Origin of the sequence: Brachybacterium sp. GU-2 (assembly GCF_030866705.2) — a bacterium.
In the GTDB taxonomy this organism is placed as follows: domain Bacteria; phylum Actinomycetota; class Actinomycetes; order Actinomycetales; family Dermabacteraceae; genus Brachybacterium; species Brachybacterium conglomeratum.
In genome coordinates this window covers 3,642,015-3,665,274 of the sequence record NZ_CP133037.2, presented here as the reverse complement: position 1 = coordinate 3,665,274, position 23,260 = coordinate 3,642,015, and the positions used below count along the sequence as shown (strand labels likewise).

The window sequence follows — 23,260 nt, the reverse complement described above, 5'->3', positions numbered from 1 at the left end:
GGGGCGGCCCGGCTGGTCGATCAGTGCTCGGCCCGCTCCCGGTTATGCACCGTGATCAGTGCTCGAACACCTCGAGAAGCATAACAGAGGATCGCCTTCCGGCCTGGGTACTAGGAGTGCTCGTCGGAGCTCTCGGCTGGGTCCATATCGAGCGGCTGCCGAGTGCGGGCCAGCACCACGGCCTCGACGAGGATCGCCGAGACCGCACCGACCAGCAGTGCGAGCCCGATCCACGTGCTCGAGACAGCCTCGACATCCCTGACCAGGAGTAGGACCAGGATCACAACGAACATCTTGACCGCCCAGGAGCCCAGCACCGTCGCGGCCATGCTCACCGGGGTGAGGCGGGGCCCGGCGAAGGTGATCGCGACGGTCGGGAGGACGATCACCAGGGTGAGCCCGGTGCCCACCAGCGCGCCGAGCAGGGCGGCGCTCTCGGGGCGGCTCGCCGCGATCGCGAGCAGGACGAGGTCGGCGACCAGGCCGACGCCGGCGGCGATCAGCGTCGCGCGCTGCATGGAGCGGTCGCTCGCGGCGCGCCGCGGGGAGCGCGGGCTCGAGGAGGCGGGGGTCTCAGGCTGAGCGGGCATCGGAGTCCTTCCGGTGGCGGCCGGGCCGCCATCTGAGCGGGTCGAAGGTGAGCAGGACGGCCAGGAGCATCCCGATCGCCCAGAAGATCCCGACCACGTGCCGCGGGGCCATCAGCGGGAGCAGCAGGCCCACGCAGATCACGATCGTCCAGGTGTACATGATCAGCACCGCGGTGCGCTTGGAGTGCCCCAGGCCCAGCAGGCGGTGGTGCAGGTGCGCCTTGTCGGCGTGGAAGGGGGACTTCCCCGAGCCGATCCGTCGCACCACGGCGAGGCCGAAGTCGAGGATGGGGATCACCATCACGCCGATCGGCAGCAGGATCGGCAGGAACTGGCCGAAGAAGTCTGCGCCGGAGAGCGTCGCGGGGTCGACCTGGCCGGTGACCGCGATGGTGGAGGCCGCGAGCAGCAGGCCCAGCAGCATCGAGCCCGAGTCCCCCATGAAGATCCGGGCTCGGGTGAGGTTGTGGGGCAGGAAGCCCAGACAGCCCCCGATCATCACGGCGGTCAGCAGCGCGGCGAGGGAGGAGTAGTCGGAGGCCGAGGTGTCGCGCGTGAGCATGTACGCGTAGTAGAAGAAGGCGGAGCCGCCGATCGCCATCACCCCGGCGGCGAGTCCGTCCAGGCCGTCGACGAAGTTCACGGCGTTCATGCTGACCACCACCACGAGGACCGTGAGGATCAGCGCCGCGCGCCCCGACAGGACGGTCATCCCGTTGATCGGGAGGGTCACCAGGCTCACTCCCTGCCAGGCGAGCAGCAGCGCGGCGAGCACCTGGCCGGCGAGCTTGGTCATCCAGTCGAGGTCCCAGCGGTCGTCGGCCGCGCCGAGCAGGCACACCAGCGCCGCGGCGGAGAGGATCGCCCAGGGCTGGCGGGAATCGTGGAAGAGCCCTTCGAGGAAGGGCACGTTGCTCGCGATGAGCATCGCGGCGACCACGCCGGCGAGCATCGCCAGCCCTCCCAGGCGCGGGGTGACGGCGTCGTGGACGTCGCGCTCCCGCACCGCGGTCATCGCCCCGGCGCGCCGGGCCAGCAGCCGCACCGCGGGCGTCACCAGGAAGGTGACCGCCGCCGCGAGCAGCAGCAGGAACAGGTAGATCCTCACCCGGGCATGTGCTCCGGGCGGGCGGGGCCGTCGTCCGGCCGGTCCTCCGGCGCGGGGGCCGTCGACCCGGAGGTCGAGGGCTCGGAGACCGGGGACCCGGAGCCCGATCCGGCGGTCGAGGCCTCAGCGGTCGAGGGCTCGGAGGTGGAGGGCGCGACGTCCGACGGCGCGGCGGCGTCCTCGCCGGGAGCGGCCAGCGGCGTCTCGGCCGGGCCCTGCGGGACGCTCTCGAGCTCGGGCTCGGAGGGCAGTTCGAGGACGGAGGGGGCGTCCCCGTCGGCCTCACCGGCGGGTGCGGCGTCGGAGGCGCCCTCGGCGCTCTCCGTCGAGGTCCCCGGCTCGCCGTCCTCGCCCTGCTCCCCTGCCGCGTCCTCGGCCTCCTCCTCGGAGGGCTCGGGCTCGGGGGCGGTGAAGATGTCGCCGACCACGTCGATGATCTGCTGCTTCGTGATGGCGCCCTCGCGCACGATCTCGGCAGGCGTGACGGTGGCGTCGAGGATCGTGGAGCTCGCGCCGATCCGGGCGGCGCCCCCGTCGAGGTACACCTCGACCGCGTCGCCGAGCTGGGTCGCGGCGTCGAGCACGGAGGTCGCCGCCGGCTTGCCGTGGCGGTTCGCGCTGGAGACGGCGAGGGGGCCGGTGCGGCGCAGCAGCTCGAGGGCGGTCTCGTCCTCCGGCATGCGCAGCGCGACGGTGCCGCGGGTCTCGCCCAGGTCCCAGGTGAGCGAGGGCTGGGCGGTGAGGATGATGGTCAGCGCACCGGGCCAGAGCGCCTCGGCGAGGTCCTCGACGTACTCGGGCAGGTCGGTCGCCAGCGCCATCAGCACGGCGCGGTCGCCGATCAGCACGGGCGGCGGGGTGTCGCGGCCGCGGCCCTTCGCCTCGAGCAGGTCCTGCACGGCCTGCGGGGTGAACGCATCGGCGCCGATCCCGTAGACGGTGTCGGTCGGCAGGACGATGAGTCCACCGCCCCGCACGGCGTCGACGGCGGCGGCGAGGGCGTCCTCGCGGGTCTCTGGGTTCTGGGTGTCGTGCACGCTCACCGTGACAGTCTCCCATGCCCGTCCTGCGACTCCGATGCACGACGGCGCGCGAGCAGGAAGCGGTCGCGTCCGGTGAGGTCGGGGGCCGTGAGGATCCCCTCGAAGCCGCCGTGGTCGCGGGCGAGGGTTCGCGTCGCCCCGCCCTGCACGTCGGCGTGCTCCATCACGAGCAGGCCGCCGGGTCGCAGCAGCCGCGCCGCCCAGGCCACGACGGCGCGCGGGACCTCGAGACCGTCCTCTCCCCCGCCGAAGAGGGCGCGGTGAGGGTCGTGCGCGAGGACCTCGGGGTCCTGGGGCACGGCGCCGGCGGGAATGTAGGGCGGGTTCGAGAGGACGGCGTCGACGGGGGCCGCCGCGGCGAGCTCCGGGACCTCCCCCAGCAGGTCGGCGTGCATCACCTGGCCGCGGCCGGGACCGGCGAGCTCGAGGTTCTCGGCGGCGAGCTCCGCGGCGGCGCCGTCGACCTCGACCGCCAGCACGCGGGCGCCGGGCAGCTCGTCGAGCACTGCCGCGCCGAGCGCGCCGCTGCCGGTGCAGAGGTCCACGATCTGCTCGAGCGGCCCGCTCGCGTGCTCGCGCAGCAGGTCCAGGGCGAGCTCCGTCTCCGGACGCGGGATGAACACGCCGGGGCGCACCCGCAGTTCGAGGCGGCGGAACGGGGCGATGCCGAGGATCAGCTGCAGCGGCTCGCGCGCCTCGCGCCGTGCGGTCGCGGCCTCGAGGCGCGCGTCGAAGTCCTCCGGGAGCTGGTCGAGCAGGACGAGCGGCCGGTCCGTGCGTGCGGCGTGGGCGATCAGCGCCCGGGCGTCGACGCTCGGCGAGGGGACGCCCGCCGCGCCGAGGCGCGCGGTGGTCCCGGCGAGGGCGGCGCGCAGGCGGAGGCGCGTCCGCCCTCCGGGGGCCCCTCCCCCGGGAGCCTCTCCACCCGGTGCCGGGCCGCCGGGGCTCCCGCCGTCGGCCGGGGTCTGCTCGGCACCCTCCGCCGTGCTGTTCATGCCGGGTCCTCCGTGCCCTCGCGGGCCGCCTCGGCCAGCCGGGCCTCGCGCTCGGCGCGGCGGGAGGAGTCGATCAGCTCGCCGAGGTCGCCGGCGAGGACCTGCGCGAGGTTGTTCGCCTTGTAGCCGGTGCGGTGGTCGGCGACCCGCGACTCGGGGAAGTTGTAGGTGCGGATCCGCTCGCTGCGGTCGACGGTGCGCACCTGGGAGCGGCGCGCGGCGGAGGAGGCCGCCTCCTGCTCGGCCCGGCGCGCGTCCAGCAGCCGGGTGCGCAGGATCCGCAGGGCCTGCTCGCGGTTCTGCAGCTGGCTCTTCTGGTCCTGGCAGGAGACCACCAGCCCCGTGGGCACGTGCGTGATCCGCACGGCGGAGTCGGTGGTGTTCACGCTCTGGCCACCGGGGCCGGAGGAGCGGAAGACGTCGATGCGCAGGTTCGCGGGCGCCAGCGCCTCGGCCAGCAGCTCGGACTCGTCGGCCTCGTCCGCCTCGGGCAGCACCAGCACGCCGACGGCGGAGGTGTGGATGCGGCCCTGGGACTCGGTGACCGGGACCCGCTGGACGCGGTGCACCCCGGCCTCGTGCTTGAGGTGCGCGTAGACGCCCTCCCCCGGTGCGCCGGCGCCGCGGGCGGCGATCGCGACGGTGACGTCCTTCAGGCCGCCGAGCTCGGTCTCGGAGGAGGTCAGCACCTCGGTGCGCCAGCCGCGGGCCTCCGCGAAGGAGCGGTACATCCGCAGCATCTCTGCGGCGAACAGCGCGGACTCCTCGCCTCCCGCGCCCGCCTTGATCTCCAGGATCACGTCGCGGGAGTCGTCGGGGTCGCGGGGGGCGAGCAGGTCCTCGAGGTGCGCGCGCTCGGCCTCGAGGCGCTCGGTGAGCCGGTCGGTCTCGGCGGCGAGCTCCTCGTCGTCCTCCCCCAGCTCGGCGAGCTCACGGGCGGTGGCGAGGTCCTCGGCGGTGGAGGACACGCGGTCCGCGGCCTCGAGGATCCCCTCGAGCTCCGCATAGCGTCGGCCGACGCGACGGGCACGGGCCGGGTCGTCGTGCAGCGTCGGGTCCGCCATCGACTCCTGCAGGGAGGCGTGCTCCCGCCGCAGGGTGGTCAGTCGGTCGCCGTCCTCGTGCTCGCTCATCCGTGCTCCTCCCCGATTCCTGCAGATCCCGCCTGCACGCGACGACGCCGGTGCACGCCCTGAGGCGCGCACCGGCGTCGGAGACCTGCTGTGCGTGGATCAGGCCGCGCAGGCGGCCGTGACCCTCGCCGCTGACACTCCGGTCAGGAGTTCTTCTTGCCGTAGCGGGCCTGGAAGCGGGCGACGCGGCCGCCGGTGTCCAGGATCTTCTGCTTGCCGGTGTAGAAGGGGTGGCACGCGGAGCAGACCTCGGTGCTGATGGCGCCGTCGGTCTTGGTGCTGCGGGTGGTGAACGTGTTGCCGCAGGTGCAGGTCACCTGGGTCTCGACGTATGCGGGGTGGATGTCAGCCTTCATGTCTCTCCTTGCTCGGGGTCGCTGGGTCGGTGCCCGGCGGGCGCCGTGAACCAGAACCGACGTCACAGTCTGCCACGCCGGGGCGGGCCGGGGCGAGGGCTCGCGGTGCGGCGTGCGCAACATCGCAGCAGCCGGGGGCGGATGCGCCCGTCGGGCGCGGGGCCCCGCCCTGCAGCCCCACCCCCGGGCGGATGCAGTCCCGCCCGCGGGGCGCTCAGGTCGACTCGCGCACCACGAGCCGGTAGTCGACCCGGCGGTGGGCCTCCTCGCCCCGCAGCGGCACGGTCCCCTCGAGCATCCCCGCGACCAGCTCGACGGCCTCCTGCGCGACGCGGTCGATGTCCAGGGCGAGCGTGGTCAGCTCGGGGGACACCAGGGTCGAGATCTCGAGGCCGTCCACCCCGGTCACGCGCACCCGGGAGGGGACCTCGATGCCGGAGCGGCGCAGGGCGCGCAGCATCCGCACGGCGAGCTCGTCGTTGAAGGCGACCAGCGCGTCGGTGCCCCCGGCGAGGAGCTCCGGCAGCGCCTCCTCGTGCCCCTCGTGGGGGTGGACGGTGCGCACGGGCACCTCCCCGCCCGGGGCGAGGCCGGACAGGGCGCCGACGAGGGCGCGGGTGCGCTGGTCGGTCTCCTGCGTGCCGTGGTCGAGCACGACGGGGCGCCGCACGCCCCGCTCCCGCAGGTGCTCGGCGAGGTCCGCCATCGCCTCCGTGCGCGGCAGCTCGAGCACGCCGGCCTGGTCGATCTGGTCGGGCGTGCCGTCGACCTGCACGATCGGCATGCCGCCGCCGCGGATCCCGGCGGTCGCCACGCCGTAGCCGACCAGCGCGTCCACGCGACGCGAGAGGTCCGCGGCGACCTTCTCGGGCTGCGGGGCGTCGACCGCCTCGGCCAGGACGACGTTCCAGCCGTGCGGGGCGCAGGCGCGCACCACGGCCGCGCCGAGCTCGGCGTAGTAGGTGTTCGAGAGCCGACCGACGACGAGGCCGAGCGTCGTCGGCCCCTGCTCGACCAGTCCCCGCCCGAAACGGGAGGGGCGATAGTTCAGCTCCTTGGCGGCCTCGAGCACTCGCTCGCGGGTCTCGGCGCTGATCCCGGACATGTCGTTGAGCGCCCGCGATACCGTCTGCCGGGAGACCCCGGCGCGGGCGGCGACGTCGATGATCGTCGCCCGCCGGCCCTGCCCGCTCATCGGGACGGGGAGCGCAGGTCGAGCCAGGCCATCTCCTGGGCGCTGAGCTCGACGCCGAGCCCGAGGGTCGAGGAGCGCATCTCGGCGATGCTGCGCGGCCCGAACAGGGCGAAGGTCGGGAACTCCTGGTGCAGCACGAAGGCGAGCGCGATCGCGGTGGCGGGCACGCCGCGCTCGGCACCGAGCTCCTCGGCGCGGGCGAGGCGCTCGAAGTTCTCGTCGCTGTAGTAGCAGCGCACGAGCTCCGCGTCGGAGCGGTCCTCCGGGTGGGCGCGGCCGGTGAAGAAGCCGCGCGCCTGCGAGGACCAGGGCAGCAGGGCGATGCCGCGCTCGGTGAGCCATTCCTTGGAGGCCGGATCGGTGGCGTGGACGCATCCCTCCCACGGCACGTCCAGCGCCTCGGCGAGGCCGAAGTGGTTCGAGAGGATCGTGAAGCCGGTGCGGCCGTTGGCCTTCGCGTAGGCGTTGGCCTCGTCGACCCGCTCCGGGGTCCAGTTCGAGCCGCCGTAGGCGCGGATCCGGCCGGCGCGCAGGTGCTCGTCCATGACGTCCACGAACTCGCCGACGGGGATGTCCGTGTTGTCGCGGTGCATCATGTACAGGTCCGCGTAGTCGGTGCCCTGCCGCTCGAGGGACTCCTCGAGCTGGCGGGTGAGGGACTCGGGATCGCAGTGCGGGGTGTGCGCGCCCTTGGTGATCATCACGACGTCCTCGCGCACGCCGCGATTGCGGACCCACTGCCCCACGAGCTTCTCGATGTACCCGCCGCCGTAGATGAAGGCGGTGTCGAAGGTGGTGCCGCCCATCTCGAAGAAGGCGTCGAACATCGCCGAGGCGTGGGCGAGGTTCATCTGGTTGTCGCAGCCCATCACGAGACGGGAGACCTGCTTGTCCACGCCGGGGATGCTGCCGTAGGCCATCGGGACCCCGGCGCCGGTGGGCACGCTGCCGGCGCGCAGGGGGCGGCCGGTGAGGGTGGGGATGTCGGCGGTGTCGGCCTCGAAGGGGAAGCGCAGGGAGAGCTCCTCGCGCCAGGCGTCCAGGGCCCGTGCCTGGCCGAGGGAGTTCTCGGCGGTGAGCTCGGGGACCTCGGCGCCGTCGCGGGCGGCGAGGGCGAGCGCATCGGCCTCCAGCGCGTAGGCGGAGGCGCGAGGGATCTCGATACGGCGCGGCTCCTCCCCCACCACGTCGAGCTCGATGACCTGCTCCTCGGTGAGTCCCCACGGATCGGCCAGGCGGATCACGCCGCGGGAGCCGGTGATCGTGGCGGACTGCGGATCGGCCAGGCGCACGCCGGTGCGCAGAGAGGCGGTGGCGCCGCCGGGGAAGGTCAGCTGGGCGGTGGCCCATTCGTCGACCCCGGTCTCCCCGATCGTGCCGCGGCCGGTGAGCGAGGACGGCTCGAGGGAGGGACGGCCCGCGGCGGCGCCGGCCACGAAGCGGGCCAGGGACAGCGGGTAGCAGCCGACGTCGAGGATGCCACCGCCGGCGGTGGCGGTGTCGAACAGGCGTCCCTCGCGGGCGCCGGTGTCGAAGGCGAAGGAGGCGTCGACGTGGGCGATCTCGCCGATCGCGCCCTCGGCCACGAGCTCGAGGACCCGTACGGTCTGCGGGTGGAAGCGGTACATGTACGCCTCCAGCAGCACCTTCCCGGAGCGGGCGGCGAGGTCCAGCAGCGCCATCGTCGTGCCGGAGTTCGGGGTCAGCGGCTTCTCGACCAGCACATGCTTGCCGGCCTCGAGGGCGGCGGCGGCCAGACGCGCGTGGCCGGTGTGCACGGTGGAGACGTAGACGGCGTCGACGTCGTCGCTGGCGAGGACCTGCTCGTAGTCGCCCACGAGCGCGGGCCCCTCGAGCGGGAACTCCTCCGCGAAGGCGCGGGCCCGCTCGGGCGAGCTGCTGCCGACGGCGACGAGGACGCCGTGCTCCGAGTCGGGCAGCTGGGAGGCGAAGCGGCGGGCGATCGCCCCGGGGCCGAGGACGGCCCAGCGGAACGGGGTGGAGGAGGTGCTCATGGCTGCGTGATCTTTCGAGGAGGGCGGGCGTCGTCGGCCGTGCGTCCACGGCCGGATGGCTCCCTGGCCACCGTACGTGAACGTTCACTACCCGCTACGGTAGCCGCTTCCACGACCGGTCACAAGCGCTTCCCCGGACCTCGCCGGGACCGGTCGCCCTCCTCCCCGCGAGGTCGGCGCGCTCCGGACCCGACTCCCACGCACGGACGGGCCGGGACCGCTGCGCAGGGCAGCGGGCCCGGCCCCTCCGTCGGTCGTGGCGGCAGCGGGATCAGTCGCCGCTGCGCGCCCCCACGCTCGGGGTGTTCTTCTGGACCGTCATGAGGAACTCGGTGTTGGACTGGGTCTTCTTGACCCGCTCCAGCAGCAGCTCGAGCGCCTGCTGCTGCTCGAGGGCGCCGAGGACCCGGCGCAGCTTCCACATGATCGACAGCTCGTCCTTGCCCATCAGCACCTCCTCGCGGCGGGTGCCGGAGGCGTTGACGTCCACCGCCGGGAAGATTCGCTTGTCGGCGAGGTGGCGGGACAGGCGCAGCTCCATGTTGCCGGTGCCCTTGAACTCCTCGAAGATCACCTCGTCCATCTTCGAGCCGGTCTCCACCAGCGCCGAGGCGAGGATCGTGAGCGAGCCGCCGTGCTCGATGTTGCGCGCCGCGCCGAAGAAGCGCTTGGGCGGGTACAGCGCCGAGGCATCCACACCGCCGGAGAGGATCCGACCGGAGGCCGGGGCCGCGAGGTTGTAGGCGCGGGAGAGACGGGTGAGGGAGTCCAGCAGCACCACGACGTCCTTGCCCAGCTCCACCAGACGCTTCGCGCGCTCGATCGCGAGCTCGGCGACGATGGTGTGGTCCGAGGCGGGGCGGTCGAAGGTCGAGGCGATGACCTCGCCCTTGACCGTGCGCTGCATGTCGGTGACCTCCTCGGGGCGCTCGTCGACGAGCACGACCATGAGGTGGACCTCGGGGTTGTTCGCGGTGATCGCGTTGGCGATCTGCTGCATGATGATCGTCTTGCCGGCCTTCGGGGGCGCGACGATGAGACCACGCTGGCCCTTGCCGATCGGCGAGACGAGGTCGATGATCCGCGGCGCGACGGAGTTCTGCGCGGTCTCCAGGCACAGTCGCTCTTCCGGGTACAGCGGGGTGAGCTTGGAGAAGTCCACCCGCTGGCGGGCCCGCTCGACGGGCATGCCGCTGACGGTGTCGACCTGCACGAGCGCGGCGAACTTGCTCTGATTCTGGCCGCCCTTGCCGCGGCGGTTGCGGCCGCCGCCGTGGTGCTGGACCTGCTCGACGTGCTGCTCCTCGCCCTCGCGGGGCGCCTTGACCTGGCCGGTCACGGCATCGCCCTTGCGCAGGCCGTACTTGCGGACCTGGTTCATCGTCACGTGGACGTCGCTCGGGCCGGGCAGGTAGCCGGTGGTGCGCACGTAGGCGTGGTTGTCGCGGATGTCGAGGATGCCCGCGATGGTCATCAGCTCGTCGCCCTCGCGGACCTCGCTGTCGTCCTGCGAGCCCTGACCCCCCTGCTGGTTCTGGCCTCCCTGACCGCCCTGCTCGCCGCCGCGGCCGCGGCGCTTGCGATCGCGCGAGCGACTGCGGCTGCGCGAGCGGCCGCGGCGGTCGTCGTCGTAGCCGTCGCCGCCCTGGCCGTCCTGCTGCTCGCCCGACCGGTCGGGAAGCTCGATGTCCTCGAGGCGGCGGCGCGGGGAGCCGCCCTGCTCGTTCTGCCGGCCGCGGTTCTGCTGACCGTCACGATTCTGCTGACCGTCGCGGTTCTGCTGATCGCCGCGGTTCTGCTGATCGCCGCGGCCCCGGCCGTCGCGCTGCTGCTGGTCGCCGCGCTGCTGCTGGTCGCGGCCGCCCTGCTGGTCACGGCCCTGCTGGTCACGGCCCTGCTGCTCACGGTTCTGCTGCTCGCCGCCCTGCTGATCACGGCCCTGCTGGTCGCGGTTCTGCTGCTCGCGTCCGCCCTGGTCCTGCTGGTCGCCGCGGCGGCCGCGGCCGCCCTGCCGCGTGCCCGAGTCCTCGCGCGCGGCGCTTCGCTCAGGCAGGTCGATGCCGAGATCGGCCGCAGTCGCCTCCGGGGCGGAGGCCTCCCGGGTGCTGCGCGAGCGGGAGCGGGTGCGGGGACGCTCGGAGGCCGCGTCGGACGAGCCGGCGGCCTCGGGAGCGGAGGAGGCGGTGTCGGCGGGCGCTGAGGCGGCGGACGTCGAAGCGGCCGACGTCGCAGCGGTGGGCTCCGCGGTGGGCGCGGGGGCGCTCTGGGCAGGGGCGGAGGCGCCGGTCGAGGCGGGGACCGCTCCCCCACGGAGCGCTTCGATCAGCTCGCCCTTGCGCAGTCGCCGGGCCCCTTTGATGCCGCGCTCGGCGGCCATGGCCTGCAGCTCGGGGAGCTTCTTCGCCGCGAGGTCCGCGCCGGAGGTGGTGTCGTTCACCCGGGTTCCTTCCTGTCGAACCGGTCGCGCCGGTTCATGTCTGGTCTGGATGCCGCTCAGGGCCGGGGAACGTGCCCGGGCGCTGCGGCGGCGGGTCCGTGCAGGGGGTTCGTCCGCGGTGCGGGGCATCCGCGACCGACCTGCCGGTGTGCTTCGGGGTGCGTCGAGGGCGGCGAACGGACCCGTGGGGCATCTCGACGAGGAGAGGCGGGGACCGTGCGCGGCGCTGCTCGGAGAGACAGCTCAGCGAGCACATCGGGGCGCGGAGATCTGCACAGAGGATCCCCCGAGGGGACCATGGTGCAGGGATCAGCGTCGTGCGATGTCGCCTGGACGCAGGGTCAACCTACCACAGGGGCCGAGGGCTGCTCACGCAGCGCCACCTCGGCGATCCGCCAGCCCGCGGGGTCGCGGACGAAGCGGCGCACCAGCGGGGCGAGCTCGCGTCGGCTGCCCGCCATCACGAGCACGGAGGGGCCGGCGCCCGAGATCACCGCGGGATGGCCCTCCTGGCGCAGCACCCGCATCAGCTCGACGCTCTCCGGCATGCCGGGGGCGCGCTGCTCCTGGTGGAGGCGGTCCTCGGTCGCCTCCATCAGCAGCTCCGGCGACCCGGCCAGGGCGTGGACCAGCAGCGCGGCCCGCGAGGCGTTGAACACGGCGTCGGCGTGCGGCACCTCCGCGGGCAGCAGGCCCCGCGCCCGGTGGGTGGACAGCGTCGCGGTGGGCAGCAGCACCACGGGGCGCAGAACCTCCGCGTCGTGGCGCAGCGGCACCGCCCGCGCGAGAGGGCCCTGCATCCAGGAGAGCACCGGCCCGCCCAGCAGCGCGGGCGCGGCGTTGTCGGGATGGCCCTCGAACTCGGTGGCGAGCTGGAGCACCGTCTCGTCGTCGAGCGCCTCCGGCTCCGAGACCATGCCACGGGCGAGCAGGAGCCCTGCCACGGTCGCCGCGGCGCTCGAGCCCAGCCCGCGGCCGTGCGGGATCCGGTTCACGGCGTGCAGTGCCAGCCCGCTCTGGGGAGCGCCGGCGTGGTCGAGGCCGCGTCGCAGGGCCCGCACCACCAGGTGCTCCTCGCCGTGGGGCACGGAGCCCGCACCCTCTCCGTCGACGGTGATCTCGAGACCGCCGGTGGTCGCCCGGACGCTCAGCTCGTCGCACAGGTCCAGCGCCAGGCCCAGGGTGTCGAAGCCCGGGCCGAGGTTCGCGGAGGTCGCCGGGACCTGCACGGACACCTGCGTGTGCTGGATCCTCACAGCCCGATGGCCTCCGCGGCCGCCGCGATGTCCACCGGCACCACCGTCGGGGTGAGGTCGTGCTGGGTGAGGGCGGTGTCGGTGTCCTTCAGGCCGTTGCCGGTCACGGTGATCGCGATCGTCGCACCGGCGGGCACCTGCCCGCGCTCGGCCTGCTGCAGCAGCCCGGCCACGCCCGCGGCGGAGGCCGGCTCCACGAAGATCCCCACCTCGCCGGCGAGCAGCTTCTGGGCGTCGAGGATCTGCTGGTCGGAGACCGCGTCGATCAGGCCGCCGGAGTCGTCGCGGGCCTCGACGGCCAGGTGCCAGGAGGCGGGGGCGCCGATGCGGATCGCGGTCGCGATCGTCTCGGGGTCGGTGATCGGGTGTCCGGCGACGAAGGGGGCGGCGCCCGCGGCCTGGAAGCCCCACATCGCCGGCAGCGAGTCGGTGATCCCCTTCTCGCGGTACTCCTTGTAGCCCATCCAGTAGGCGGAGATGTTCCCGGCGTTGCCGACGGGCAGGACATGGATGTCCGGGGCGCGGCCCAGCGCGTCGGCGACCTCGAAGGCGGCGGTCTTCTGCCCCTGCAGCCGGAAGGGGTTCACGGAGTTCACCAGCTCGATCGGGTGCTCCGCATCGAGCTTGCGGGCGATCTCGAGGCAGTCGTCGAAGTTGCCGTCGACCTGGATCAGCTTCGCGCCGTGCACCACGGCCTGGGCGAGCTTGCCCGCGGCGATCTTGCCCTGCGGGATCAGCACCGCGCAGGTGATGCCGGCCGCGGTCGCGTAGGCCGCGGCGGAGGCGGAGGTGTTGCCGGTCGAGGCGCACACCACCGCGGTCGCGCCGTCGCTGACCGCCCGCGACATCGCCGAGACCATGCCGCGGTCCTTGAAGGAGCCGGTCGGGTTCATGCCCTCGACCTTCACGTGCACCTCGGCGCCGACGCGCTCGGAGAGCGCAGGGGCGGGGACCAGCGGGGTGCCGCCCTCCCCGAGGGTCAGCAGGGTGTCACCCTCCTCGAAGGGCAGGTGCTCGCGGTACTCGGCGAGGACGCCGCGCCACTGATGGGCCATGGGGTCAATCTCCTTCGATGCGGAGGACGGAGTCGATGCTGAGCACGGTCGCGGTCGAGGAGAACATGTCCAGCGACGCGGTCATCGCGCTCTCGAGCGCCCGGTGGGTGCTGATCCCGATGTGGGCGAGGGGCTGGGAGCCCTCCTCCCGCGAGTGGAGGAGCTCCTGGTGGATCGTCGAGATCGAGATGCCGTAGCCCGAGAGGGTCCCGGCGATCTCCGCGAGCACGCCGGGACGGTCCTGCACGGTCAGCGAGATGTAGAAGGCGCTGCGCAGCTCCTCGAGCGGGATCGACTCGAGCTCTGCGTAGCGGGACTCGCGCGGCCCCACTCCCCCGTGCACGCGGGAGCGCGCCGCGGAGACGAGGTCGCCGAGTATCGCCGAGGCGGTCGGTGCGCCGCCGGCGCCCTGGCCGTAGAACATCAGGGAGCCGGCCGCCTCGGCCTCGATGAACACCGCGTTGTACGCCTCGGAGACGGAGGCCAGCGGGTGGGAGTCGGGGATCAGCGCCGGGTAGACGCGGGCGGAGATCCGCTCCCCGTTCTCCTCCTCGACCCGCTCGACGATCGACAGCAGCTTGATCGTGCGGCCCATCCGCCCGGCGGCGGCGATGTCCTGCGCGGAGACGGCGGTGATGCCCTCGCAGTGCACGTCGGCCAGGCGCACCCGGGAGTGGAAGGCCAGCGACGCAAGAATCGAAGCTTTCGCCGCGGCGTCGTGTCCCTCGACGTCGGCCGTCGGATCGGCCTCGGCGTAGCCGAGCTCCTGCGCGCTCGCGAGCGCGTCGTCGAAGTCGGCGCCGGTGCGGGTCATGGCGTCGAGGATGTAGTTCGTGGTGCCGTTGACGATGCCCATCACGCGCTGGATGCGGTCCCCGGCGAGGGACTCCCGCACCGGGCGGACCAGCGGGATGGCGCCGGCGACGGCGGCCTCGAAGGAGAGGTCCACGCCGTGCACGTCCGCGGCCTCGTAGAGGGAGGCGCCGTCCTGGGCGAGCAGCGCCTTGTTCGCGGTGATCACGCTCGCGCCGTGCTCCATCGCCTCCAGCAGCAGGGCACGGGCGGGATCGATGCCGCCCATCACCTCGATCACGAGGTCGGCCTCGCGCACCAGGGCGCCGGGGTCGTCGGTGAGCAGCGCGGCGGGCACGTGCTCGCCGCGGTCCTTGGTCCGGTCGCGCACCGCCACCCCGATGACCTCGAGGCGGGCGCCGATGCGGTGGGCGAGCTCGTCCCCCTGCTGCGCGATCAGGCGCAGCACCTCGGTGCCGACCGTGCCCGCGCCGAGCACGGCCACGCGCAGGGCGGGGAGGGAGGAGCTGTCCGGGCTCGCCGGAGGCTGCGGGACGGTCTGTGACATCTGCGAAGGATCCTTCCACAGGGGCCGACGGGCGGGAGGGGCGGGCGTGTGCACTGTAGCCGAGGTGGCCGCGCCCGCGTGACCGCGTCTGAACGCGTGCGTCCTGGTCGCGGCGGGACGGCCGGGCCGTGCGGGTCGCGGGAGGGGCGGGCTCAGCCGACGTCGAGGCCGAGCAGGTCCTCCTCCGTCTCGCGACGGATGAGGGTGCGGATCTCCCCGTCCTTCACCGCGATCACGGGCGGTCGCGGGACGTGGTTGTAGTTCGAGGCGAGCGAGTAGCAGTACGCGCCGGTGACCGGGACGGAGACCAGGTCGCCGCGGCGCACGTCGGCGGGGAGGTACTCGTCCTTGACCACGATGTCGCCGCTCTCGCAGTGCTTGCCGACCACGCGCACCACCTCGGGCTGCTGCTCGGAGACGCGGCCCGAGAGCAGGCAGGAGTAGTCCGCGTCGTACAGCGCGGTGCGGACGTTGTCGCTCATGCCGCCGTCGACGGAGACGTAGACGCGGTGGTGGGGGCCGCCCAGGCGCACGTCCTTGACGGTGCCGACGGTGTAGAGCGTCTGCGTGGAGGGGCCGGCGATCGCGCGGCCGGGCTCGAAGGAGACGTGGGGGACCTCGAGCTCGAGCTCGTGGCACTGCTTCTCCACGATCCCCGCGATCCCGCTGGCGAGGGCCTCCGGGGTCGAGGGCGTGTGCTGGGTGTTGTACATGACGCCGAAGCCGCCGCCCAGGTCGAGCTGGGTGATCGTGTGGTCGAGCTGGTCGCGCACCTGCGCGACCAGGTCCAGCACGCGCCGGGCCGCGACCTCGAAGCCGCCCGTGTCGAAGATCTGGGAGCCGATGTGGGAGTGCAGGCCGACGAGGTCGAGGTGCTCGGCGGCCAGGACCCGGCGCACGGCCTCGAAGGCCGTATTGCCGGTGAGGGAGAGCCCGAACTTCTGGTCCTCGTGGGCGGTGGCGATGAACTCGTGCGTGTGCGCCTCCACGCCCGTGGTCACCCGCAGCATCACGGCGGCGCGCAGACCGAGCTCGGCGGCGATGGCGTCGACCAGGTCGATCTCGTCCAGGGAGTCCACGACGATCCGGCCCACCCCCGCCTCGAGGGCGCGGCGGATCTCGGCGAGGGACTTGTTGTTGCCGTGCAGCGCGATCCGCTCGCCGGGGAAGCCGGCGCGCAGGGCGACGGCGAGCTCGCCGCCGGTGCACACGTCCAGCCCCAGTCCGTCCTCCTCGACCCAGCGGGCGACAGCGCCGCACAGGAAGGCCTTGCCCGCGTAGTAGACGTCGGCCCCGGCGAGGGGACGGAAGGCCTCGGCGAAGGCGTCGCGGAAGGCGCGCGCCCGGTGACGGAAGTCGTCCTCGTCGAGCACGAAGGCGGGGGTGCCGACCTCCTCGGCGATCCGGGCAACGCTCACCCCGCCCACCTCGACCGCGCCGTCCTCGGTGCGGCGGGTGGTGCGGGACCACAGGCCGTCGATCAGGGTGTTGACGTCGCTGGGGTAGGGCAGCCACGTGGGGGCCGCGTCGTTGCCGTGGAGGGCACCGGCTTCGTGGGCGCGCATGGGGGCTCCTGGTCCTCGCTGGTCTCCGGGGAAGAGGTCGCGCCGGCGGCGCCCTGGGATCGTACGAGGGATGGGCGCGGCCTGGCGCGGAGGTCCGCTCCGCGAGCATCTCGCCAGGGGCCGCCGGCGGCGGCGCCGACAGCGGGCCACCGACCGGTCGGCGTCGTCCTCGCAGGTCCGGAGGAGACCGGGCGCAGCGGCGAGTGTCCTGGTGAGAGCGTCGTGCCCCCATACAGCTCTGCCGCACGTGAGCGATCGCACTTGATAGGCTCACCGTGTCGGCGCGGGAGCCGCCACGGCCCGTCCTCGGACGCCCGACGCATGCGCTCCTCGCCCAGCCCCGAACCCAGCGAAGGAGTCACGGTGTCCACCACGCCCGTCCCCGACCACTCCCCCGGCCACGAGCTCGTCGTCGTCGCCAACCGCCTGCCCGTCGATTCCCGCACCCTCCCCGACGGCGCCACCGAATGGGTCACCAGCCCCGGCGGCCTCGTCACCGCGATGGAGTCGGTGATGCGCACCGTCGACTCCGGCGCCTGGGTGGGCTGGGCCGGAGCGCCCGGCGAGGCGCCGGACCCCTTCGAGGCCGACGGCATGAGCCTGTACCCGGTGCGGCTCGAGCAGGAGGACGTCGAGCGCTACTACGAGGGCTTCTCCAACGGCACCCTCTGGCCGCTGTACCACGACGTGATCGCCGACCCCGTCTTCCACCGCACCTGGTGGGACTCGTACCTCTCGGCCAACCAGCGCTTCGCGGAGGCGGCCGCACCGGTCGCGGCCCACGGCGGCACGATCTGGGTGCACGACTACCAGCTGCAGCTGGTCCCCCGGCTGATCAGGGGGAAGCGGCCCGACGTGCGGATCGGGTTCTTCAACCACATCCCCTTCCCCTCCGTGGAGCTGTTCTCCCAGCTGCCCAAGCGCAACTCGATCCTGCGCGGGCTGCTCGGCGCGGACCTGCTCGGCTTCCAGCGCGAGAGCGACACCCTGAACTTCGTCGCCGCGGTGCGGAAGCTGCTGGGCTACCACGTGGACGGCACCACGATCTCGGTGCCCGGCCTCGGCGCGGCGCCGCGGCGCGAGGTCGAGGCGCGCACCTTCCCGATCTCGATCGACTCCGCCGCCGTCTCCGCGCTCACCGAGGATCCCGAGATCCGGGAGCGGGCCGCGCAGCTGCGGCACGACCTCGGCGATCCCGACAAGATCGTGCTCGGGGTGGACCGCCTGGACTACACCAAGGGCATCCGACACCGTCTGAAGGCCTGGGGCGAGCTGCTGGACGACGGGTCCATCGACCCGCACGACACGGTGATGATCCAGGTCGCCACCCCGTCCCGCGAGAGGGTCGAGGCCTACCGGCAGCTGCGCGACGAGGTCGAGCTCACCGTCGGCCGCATCAACGGCGAGCACGCGCCGCTGGGCCGGCCTGCCGTCTCCTACCAGCACCACTCCTTCGACCGGCGCGACATGACCGCGATGTACATGGCCGCGGACGTGGTGCTGGTGACCGCGCTGCGCGACGGGATGAACCTCGTCGCCAAGGAGTACGTCGCCTCCCGCCCGGACCTCCACGGCGTGCTCGTGCTCAGCGAGTTCGCGGGCGCGGCCGACGAGCTGCGCGCGGCCGTGCTGGTCAACCCCCACGACATCGACGGGCTCAAGGCCGCGATCCTCAAGGCCCTGGCGATGCCGGCCGAGGAGCAGGAGGAGGCGATGCGCTCCCTGCGCCATCAGGTGATGGAGAACGACGTGCAGTCCTGGGCGCACGACTTCCTCGAGCACCTCGAGCACGCCGGCCGCGAGGCGCAGGCGGCGGTGCCCGTGGTGAGGCTGCGCGGCGCCGAGCCCAGCGCGCCCGAGGAGATCGACGAGGCGCTGCGCGCCTTCGCCGACGTTCCGCGCCTGCTGATCGCCTCGGACTTCGACGGTGTGCTCGCCCCGATCGTCGAGGACCGCGATGCGGTCCAGCCCGATGCCGAGGCGCTCGGCGCGCTGCGGGACCTGGCCGAGATGCCCGGCGTCGCGGTGGCGCTCGTCTCCGGCCGCGCCCTCGAGGATCTGGACCGGCACACGCAGATGCCGAGCTCCGTGGTGCTCGTCGGCTCGCACGGCGCCGAGGTCGGAGCACTGCCGCCGTGGATGCAGGCCGAGGTGCTGGACCGCTCCGCGCTGTCGATGACACCGGAGAAGGAGGAGCTGCTCTCGACGATCACGGCGACTCTGCGCCGGATCGCACGAGCGCATCCCGGCACGGAGGTCGAGACCAAGCCGACCGCCGCAGTCCTCCACACCCGCAACGCCCGGGGCCGAGGCGGCATCAACGCCACGGAGTCCGCGCTCGAGTACGCCACCACCCTGCCGGACGTGACCGTCACCCCCGGCAAGGAGGTCGTGGAGTTCTCGGTGGTGCACACGTCCAAGGGCGTCGCCGTCGACGCGCTCGCCCGGGCCAGCGCCTCCGACGCCTGGCTCTACCTCGGTGACGACGTGACCGACGAGTCCGTCTTCGCCGCGGCCGAGGAGCAGGACGTCACGCTGAAGGTGGGCGGCGGCGACACCGCGGCGGCCCTGCGCATCGCGGACACCACCGCGGCGCGTGAGGTGCTGCAGCGCCTGCGGGAGCTGCGCGGCGAGCAGGGCTGAGCCCCGGGACGACTCGAGCCGCGTCCCCGATCGGGGACGCGGCTCGGAACTCGGTGCCCGCGACAGGATTCGAACCTACGACCTTCTGCTCCGGAGGCAGACGCTCTATCCACTGAGCTACGCGGGCGGACTCCAGGAGTCTAGCAACACCTGGGGGTGATCGAGCACGCTGGCGGCGCGAGCGACCGAGGGTGTGAGAGGGACCTCACCGCAGCAGCGGGAGCTGGGCCCCGTGGAGCACGGCCGAGGGGTCCGCGGCGATGGAGAGGCCGCTGGGCGCGGCGCCGGAGCGCACCAGCAGGTCGCCGACCGCGGCGATCATCGCGCCGTTGTCGGTGCACAGCCGCGGCGGCGGGATGCGCAGCTCGACCCCGGCGGCGTCGCAGCGCTCCTGGGCGACGGCCCGCAGGCGCGCGTTCGCGGCGACCCCGCCGACGATGACGAGGGTGCCCAGCCCGCGCTCCTGCACGGCGCGCAGCGCCTTGGTGACCAGCACGTCGACGACCGCCTGCTCGAAGGAGGCGGCGATGTCCGCGACGGGCACGGGCTCGCCGGCGCGCTCGAGGGTCTCCACGGTGCGGGCAACGGAGGTCTTGAGTCCGGAGAAGGAGAAGGTGAAGGGCGCATCCCCGGGCCGCAGCATGGCACGCGGGAAGGCGAAGGCGGCGGGATCGCCGCCGACCGCGGCACGGGAGATCGCAGGCCCGCCCGGGTAGCCGAGACCCAGCAGGCGGGAGACCTTGTCGAAGGCCTCCCCCGCGGCGTCGTCGAGGGTGTCGCCGAGGTGCTCGATCGGATCGCGCACGAGGTCGCCGACAGCGAGGATCGAGGTGTGCCCGCCGGAGACGATCAGGACGATGGACTGCTCGGGCAGGGGGCCGTGCTCGAGGGTGTCGGCGGCGGCGTGGCCGGCGAGGTGGTGCACCCCGTACAGAGGCTTGTCCAGCGCCCAGGCGATGGACTTCGCGGCGGCGAGCCCCACGTGGACGGCGGTGGCGAGGCCGGGACCGGAGGTCACCGCGACATGGGTGATGTCCCGCGCCTGCACGCCCGCGTCGTCGAGGGCGATCTGCAGCGTCGGGACGACCGCGTCGAGGTGCGCGCGGGCCGCGATCTCGGGGACGACGCCGCCGAACATCGCGTGCTGGGAGGCGCTCGAGGCGAGGCCCTGGCCCAGCAGGGCCCCGTCCGAGACGATCCCGAAGCCGGTCTCGTCGCAGGAGGACTCCACCCCGAGGACGACGGGCGCGCCGGAGGAGGTCACCGCAGCAGCGACATCGGGTCGGAGTAGTTGCCCGCCTCGTCCATCTTCGCGAAGTGGAGGTGGCAGCCGGTGGAGCGGCCGGTCGAGCCGACGTAGCCGATGGTGTCGCCCTGGGCGACGGTCGCGCCGACCGAGGTGTTGAAGCCCTGGAGGTGGTAGTAGCCGGTGACGACCCCGTTGCCGTGGTCGATCTTCACGCGGTTGCCGGAGGCGTGGTGGTACTCGACGGCGACGACGGTGCCGGACTTGGCGGCCTTGACCGGGGCGCCGCAGGCGGCGCCGAAGTCGACGCCGTCATGGCCCTTGTAGTAGCCGAGCACCGGGTGGACGCGGCCGCCGTAGCCGGAGGTGATGGCGCCGGAGGAGGGGCGGATGTAGCCGGAGTCGCTGCCGACGACGGCCTCGCCGTCGGCGGAGTCGGTCCCCTCGGCGCCCTCCGCGCCCGCGGCGGCCTCGGTGACGACGGGCTCGGGCTCGGGCACGGAGACCTCGATGCCGGTGCTCTCGACCTCGTCCTCGGCGGCGTCCTCCGCGCCGGCGGGGGCGGTGCGCTCCTCGGAGCGGCTCGCGGCGTCGCCCTCGGCGTCGCGCTCCTCGACGGCGGCCTCGGTGGTCGCGGTCGCGCCGGGCAGGGTCACGGGGGCGATCGCGGCGGCGGCCTGCGGTGCGGCGGCGGGGGCCTGGGCGATCGGCTCGGCCGGTGCGGCCTCGTCGGTGCCCGCGGCGGCGGCGGCGAGAGGAGCGGCGATGGTGGCGGTGGCGAGGACGCCGAGAACGCCTGCCTTCACGGCGCCCGCGGGCAGGGCGTGGTCGCGGTGCGTTCCTCCGACCGCACGGTGCTTGCGCACCGTGGCGCGTCCATCAGCGCGATGATTCGCCACCTGAGATCCTCTTCCATTTCGACTGCGGGTCTCGTCCGTGCATCGGTTCCGGCACGGCAGCTGTCCCGTGCGCGACGCCGGACGGGGAAGTACGCGCCGCTGAACAACGTCGACCAACCTAGGTGCAGGTCAGCGCGTCGGGCGAGCGAGGCGACCGCGTCATTGCCAAGTTTTTGCCATGTCGGCTGAAAGGTGGGGAGATCTTGACGGGAGCGGCTCCCGGGAGGGGTGCGCGTCACTCCTGCGGGCCGTTCCGGGCCTGCGATGCGGACTCGCCCGGGTCCCGCGCGCCCCTCCGGGGAGCGGTCCGGCAGGCGCCGTGGGAGTTCTGTGCAGGAGTCGTGGGGCGCCCTCCGCCTCCGGGATCGCCCGGGGGACGCCGTCTAGAGTGAGCCCCATGTCGACCCCGGACCGCAGCTCAGCCGCCGACCCCTCGCCCGTGCGCGTGGTGGTGATCGAGGACGAGCCCACGATCACCCGCGCGATCGCCGACCGGCTCACCGCCGAGGGCTGGGAGGTCTCCACCGCCCTCGACGGCCCCTCCGGCGTGCGCACCGTCGCCGAGGTGCGCCCGGACCTCGTGGTGCTCGACGTGATGCTCCCCGGCTTCGACGGGCTCGAGGTGTGTCGACGCATCCAGGCCGACGAGCCGGTCCCGGTGCTCATGCTCACCGCGCGCGACGACGAGACCGACATGCTCGTCGGCCTCGGCGTCGGCGCCGACGACTACATGACCAAGCCCTTCTCCATCCGCGAGCTCGTCGCCCGGCTGAAGGCGCTGCTGCGCCGGGTGCGCCGCGCGGGCCCGCCCGCACCGGGCGAGGCGGAGAAGCAGGAGGCGCTGCAGTTCGGCGACCTCGTCATCGACCGCGCCGGCCGACGGGTGATGCGCGCCGGGGTGCCCGCCCATCTCACGCCCACCGAGTTCGACCTGCTGCTGTGCCTGGCCCACGCGCCCGGCACCGTGCTCACCCGCGAGCAGCTGCTCGCCGACGTGTGGGACTGGGTCGACGCGACCGGCACCCGCACCGTCGACTCCCACGTCAAGGCGCTGCGCCGCAAGCTCGGCGCGGATCTCGTGCGCACCGTGCACGGCGTCGGCTACGCGCTCGAGATCCCGGAAGATCCCGAGGAGGACGCCCCGGCCGCCGGCTCCGAGGGCGCCGTGGCGAACCTGCACTCGATGCCCACCCCGCACGAGCCGACCTCGGACTCGTGAGCGGGCCCCGCCCCGGAGGCGTGGAGGCCGCCGCTGCGCACGCCCGCCGCCGGGTCCCCGAGCGGCTCGACGTGCGCCCTCTGGACCGCTTCCGCTCCTTCAAGGTCAAGCTCGGGATCCTGGTGGGCGTGAGCGTGACCGTCGCGGCGCTGCTGACGCAGGTGAGCATCCGCGCCGGGATCGAGCCGCTGCTGTCCCTGCCGCTGGTCGTGATCGCCGCGCTGGTCTCCACCCAGCTGCTCGCCCGGGGCATGACCTCCCCGCTGCGGCAGATGACCGCGGCCGCCCAGGCGATGGCGCGCGGGGACTACAGCGGACCGGTGCGCGCCACGAGCCGCGACGAGGTGGGGCAGCTGGCCGAGGCCTTCTCCGTCATGGCCGCCGAGCTCGAGCAGACCGACCGCACCCGCCGGGACCTCGTCGCGAACGTCTCCCACGAGCTGCGCACGCCCGTCGCGGGCCTGCGCGCCCAGCTGGAGAACCTCGTCGACGGCGTCACCGAGCCCGATCCTGCCGCGCTCGAGGTGGCCCTGACCGAGACCGAGCGGCTCTCCCAGCTCGTCGACCACCTGCTGGACCTCTCCCGGCTGGACGCCGGGGTGATCCATCTCGACCTCGAGGGGGTCGAGCTGACCCCCTTCCTCCACGAGGTCGTGGACGCCGCCGCCCTCGCCGCCGGCGGGCGAGACGTGCGCTGGATCGTCGACGTCGACCCGCCGGACCTCTCCGTCGCGGCCGACGCCGCCCGGCTCCACCAGGTGATCCACAACCTGCTGGAGAACGCCGCCCGCCACTCCCCCGCCGGCGGACGCATCCACATCCGTGCCTCCCGCACCGGGGAGGACGACGGCGTGCGGATCGACGTCGACGACGAGGGCCCCGGCATCGCGCGCGAGGACCGCGACCGGGTCTTCGAGCGCTTCCAGCGCGGCGGGGCCGCGGACTCCTCCGGCGGGACGGGCCTGGGGCTGGCCATCGCGCGCTGGGCGGTGGGCCTGCACGGAGGCACGATCGAGGTGCTGGACGACCCCCGCAGCACCGGAGCGCAGGAGGGTCGCTCCTCCCTGATCCGGGTCGTGATCCCCGATCACGGCCCGGTGGCGTGATGTCCCCCACCACCGGCGTCCCGTGCTGCGCGCGACCTG

At 73.6% G+C, this 23,260-nt stretch carries 18 protein-coding genes and 1 tRNA gene; 3 read left to right on the top strand and 16 right to left on the bottom strand.

Annotated features, from left to right (window positions below; all coding sequences use genetic code 11):
- Positions 1-110: 110 nt before the first annotated feature.
- The 13 genes from RBL05_RS16805 to lysA form a co-directional block, all read right to left on the bottom strand.
- Positions 111-590: a hypothetical protein gene (locus tag RBL05_RS16805; RefSeq protein WP_318603921.1), complete on the bottom strand. Its 480-nt coding sequence runs from the start codon at positions 588-590 to the stop codon at positions 111-113.
- A complete protein-coding gene (locus RBL05_RS16800) occupies positions 574-1,698 on the bottom strand; it encodes a glycosyltransferase family 4 protein (RefSeq protein WP_308741094.1) in 1,125 nt (374 codons plus the stop codon). Before RBL05_RS16800 ends, RBL05_RS16805 begins: the two co-directional genes overlap by 17 nt.
- Positions 1,695-2,741, bottom strand: coding sequence for an L-threonylcarbamoyladenylate synthase (locus RBL05_RS16795; RefSeq protein ID WP_308741095.1), 1,047 nt, complete (start codon positions 2,739-2,741; stop codon positions 1,695-1,697). Before RBL05_RS16795 ends, RBL05_RS16800 begins: the two co-directional genes overlap by 4 nt.
- Positions 2,738-3,736 (bottom strand): peptide chain release factor N(5)-glutamine methyltransferase, encoded by a 999-nt coding sequence (gene prmC / locus RBL05_RS16790; protein WP_308741096.1) that lies wholly within the window; start codon positions 3,734-3,736, stop codon positions 2,738-2,740. Before prmC ends, RBL05_RS16795 begins: the two co-directional genes overlap by 4 nt.
- Entirely contained in the window at positions 3,733-4,869 is a 1,137-nt protein-coding gene (prfA, locus tag RBL05_RS16785; RefSeq protein ID WP_308741097.1) for a peptide chain release factor 1, read from the bottom strand. The genes prmC and prfA overlap by 4 nt, the downstream gene beginning before the upstream one ends.
- A gap of 143 nt (positions 4,870-5,012) precedes the next feature.
- Positions 5,013-5,225 (bottom strand): 50S ribosomal protein L31, encoded by a 213-nt coding sequence (gene rpmE, locus RBL05_RS16780; protein WP_010549604.1) that lies wholly within the window; start codon positions 5,223-5,225, stop codon positions 5,013-5,015.
- A 214-nt stretch (positions 5,226-5,439) separates the two neighbouring features.
- Positions 5,440-6,420 carry a LacI family DNA-binding transcriptional regulator gene (locus tag RBL05_RS16775; protein WP_308741098.1) on the bottom strand — a complete coding sequence of 327 codons (981 nt, stop codon included), beginning with the start codon at positions 6,418-6,420 and terminating at the stop codon, positions 5,440-5,442.
- Positions 6,417-8,435: an aldo/keto reductase gene (locus RBL05_RS16770; protein ID WP_318603920.1), complete on the bottom strand. Its 2,019-nt coding sequence runs from the start codon at positions 8,433-8,435 to the stop codon at positions 6,417-6,419. Before RBL05_RS16770 ends, RBL05_RS16775 begins: the two co-directional genes overlap by 4 nt.
- Before the next feature lie 271 nt (positions 8,436-8,706).
- Entirely contained in the window at positions 8,707-10,872 is a 2,166-nt protein-coding gene (rho, locus tag RBL05_RS16765) for a transcription termination factor Rho (RefSeq protein WP_308741099.1), read from the bottom strand.
- A gap of 341 nt (positions 10,873-11,213) precedes the next feature.
- Positions 11,214-12,128, bottom strand: a complete 915-nt coding sequence (gene thrB, locus RBL05_RS16760; RefSeq protein WP_308741100.1) for a homoserine kinase — start codon at positions 12,126-12,128, stop codon at positions 11,214-11,216.
- The gene (thrC, locus tag RBL05_RS16755; protein WP_308741101.1) at positions 12,125-13,183 is read right to left on the bottom strand and encodes a threonine synthase; all 1,059 of its coding nucleotides are present in this window, start codon (positions 13,181-13,183) and stop codon (positions 12,125-12,127) included. Before thrC ends, thrB begins: the two co-directional genes overlap by 4 nt.
- A gap of 4 nt (positions 13,184-13,187) precedes the next feature.
- Positions 13,188-14,543 carry a homoserine dehydrogenase gene (locus RBL05_RS16750; protein ID WP_308741102.1) on the bottom strand — a complete coding sequence of 452 codons (1,356 nt, stop codon included), beginning with the start codon at positions 14,541-14,543 and terminating at the stop codon, positions 13,188-13,190.
- A 152-nt stretch (positions 14,544-14,695) separates the two neighbouring features.
- Positions 14,696-16,108: a diaminopimelate decarboxylase gene (lysA, locus tag RBL05_RS16745; RefSeq protein ID WP_308741103.1), complete on the bottom strand. Its 1,413-nt coding sequence runs from the start codon at positions 16,106-16,108 to the stop codon at positions 14,696-14,698.
- Positions 16,109-16,471: 363 nt separating this feature from the next.
- Here lysA and RBL05_RS16740 point away from each other — a divergent pair, with 363 nt between their 5' ends.
- Complete coding sequence (locus tag RBL05_RS16740; RefSeq protein WP_308741104.1) at positions 16,472-18,751, top strand: bifunctional alpha,alpha-trehalose-phosphate synthase (UDP-forming)/trehalose-phosphatase; 2,280 nt, start codon at positions 16,472-16,474, stop codon at positions 18,749-18,751.
- A 54-nt stretch (positions 18,752-18,805) separates the two neighbouring features.
- Here the strand turns inward: RBL05_RS16740 and RBL05_RS16735 are convergent.
- The 3 genes from RBL05_RS16735 to RBL05_RS16725 all read right to left on the bottom strand — a co-directional run bounded on the left by RBL05_RS16735 (position 18,806) and on the right by RBL05_RS16725 (position 20,896).
- Positions 18,806-18,878 (bottom strand) — tRNA-Arg (locus RBL05_RS16735).
- A gap of 78 nt (positions 18,879-18,956) precedes the next feature.
- A complete protein-coding gene (gene tsaD / locus RBL05_RS16730) occupies positions 18,957-20,015 on the bottom strand; it encodes a tRNA (adenosine(37)-N6)-threonylcarbamoyltransferase complex transferase subunit TsaD (RefSeq protein ID WP_308741105.1) in 1,059 nt (352 codons plus the stop codon).
- The gene (locus RBL05_RS16725; protein WP_308741106.1) at positions 20,012-20,896 is read right to left on the bottom strand and encodes a M23 family metallopeptidase; all 885 of its coding nucleotides are present in this window, start codon (positions 20,894-20,896) and stop codon (positions 20,012-20,014) included. The genes tsaD and RBL05_RS16725 overlap by 4 nt, the downstream gene beginning before the upstream one ends.
- A gap of 397 nt (positions 20,897-21,293) precedes the next feature.
- Here RBL05_RS16725 and RBL05_RS16720 point away from each other — a divergent pair, with 397 nt between their 5' ends.
- Positions 21,294-22,115: a response regulator transcription factor gene (locus tag RBL05_RS16720; RefSeq protein WP_308741107.1), complete on the top strand. Its 822-nt coding sequence runs from the start codon at positions 21,294-21,296 to the stop codon at positions 22,113-22,115.
- Complete coding sequence (locus tag RBL05_RS16715) at positions 22,112-23,221, top strand: HAMP domain-containing sensor histidine kinase (protein ID WP_308741108.1); 1,110 nt, start codon at positions 22,112-22,114, stop codon at positions 23,219-23,221. The genes RBL05_RS16720 and RBL05_RS16715 overlap by 4 nt, the downstream gene beginning before the upstream one ends.
- The last annotated feature ends 39 nt before the right edge of the window (positions 23,222-23,260 follow it).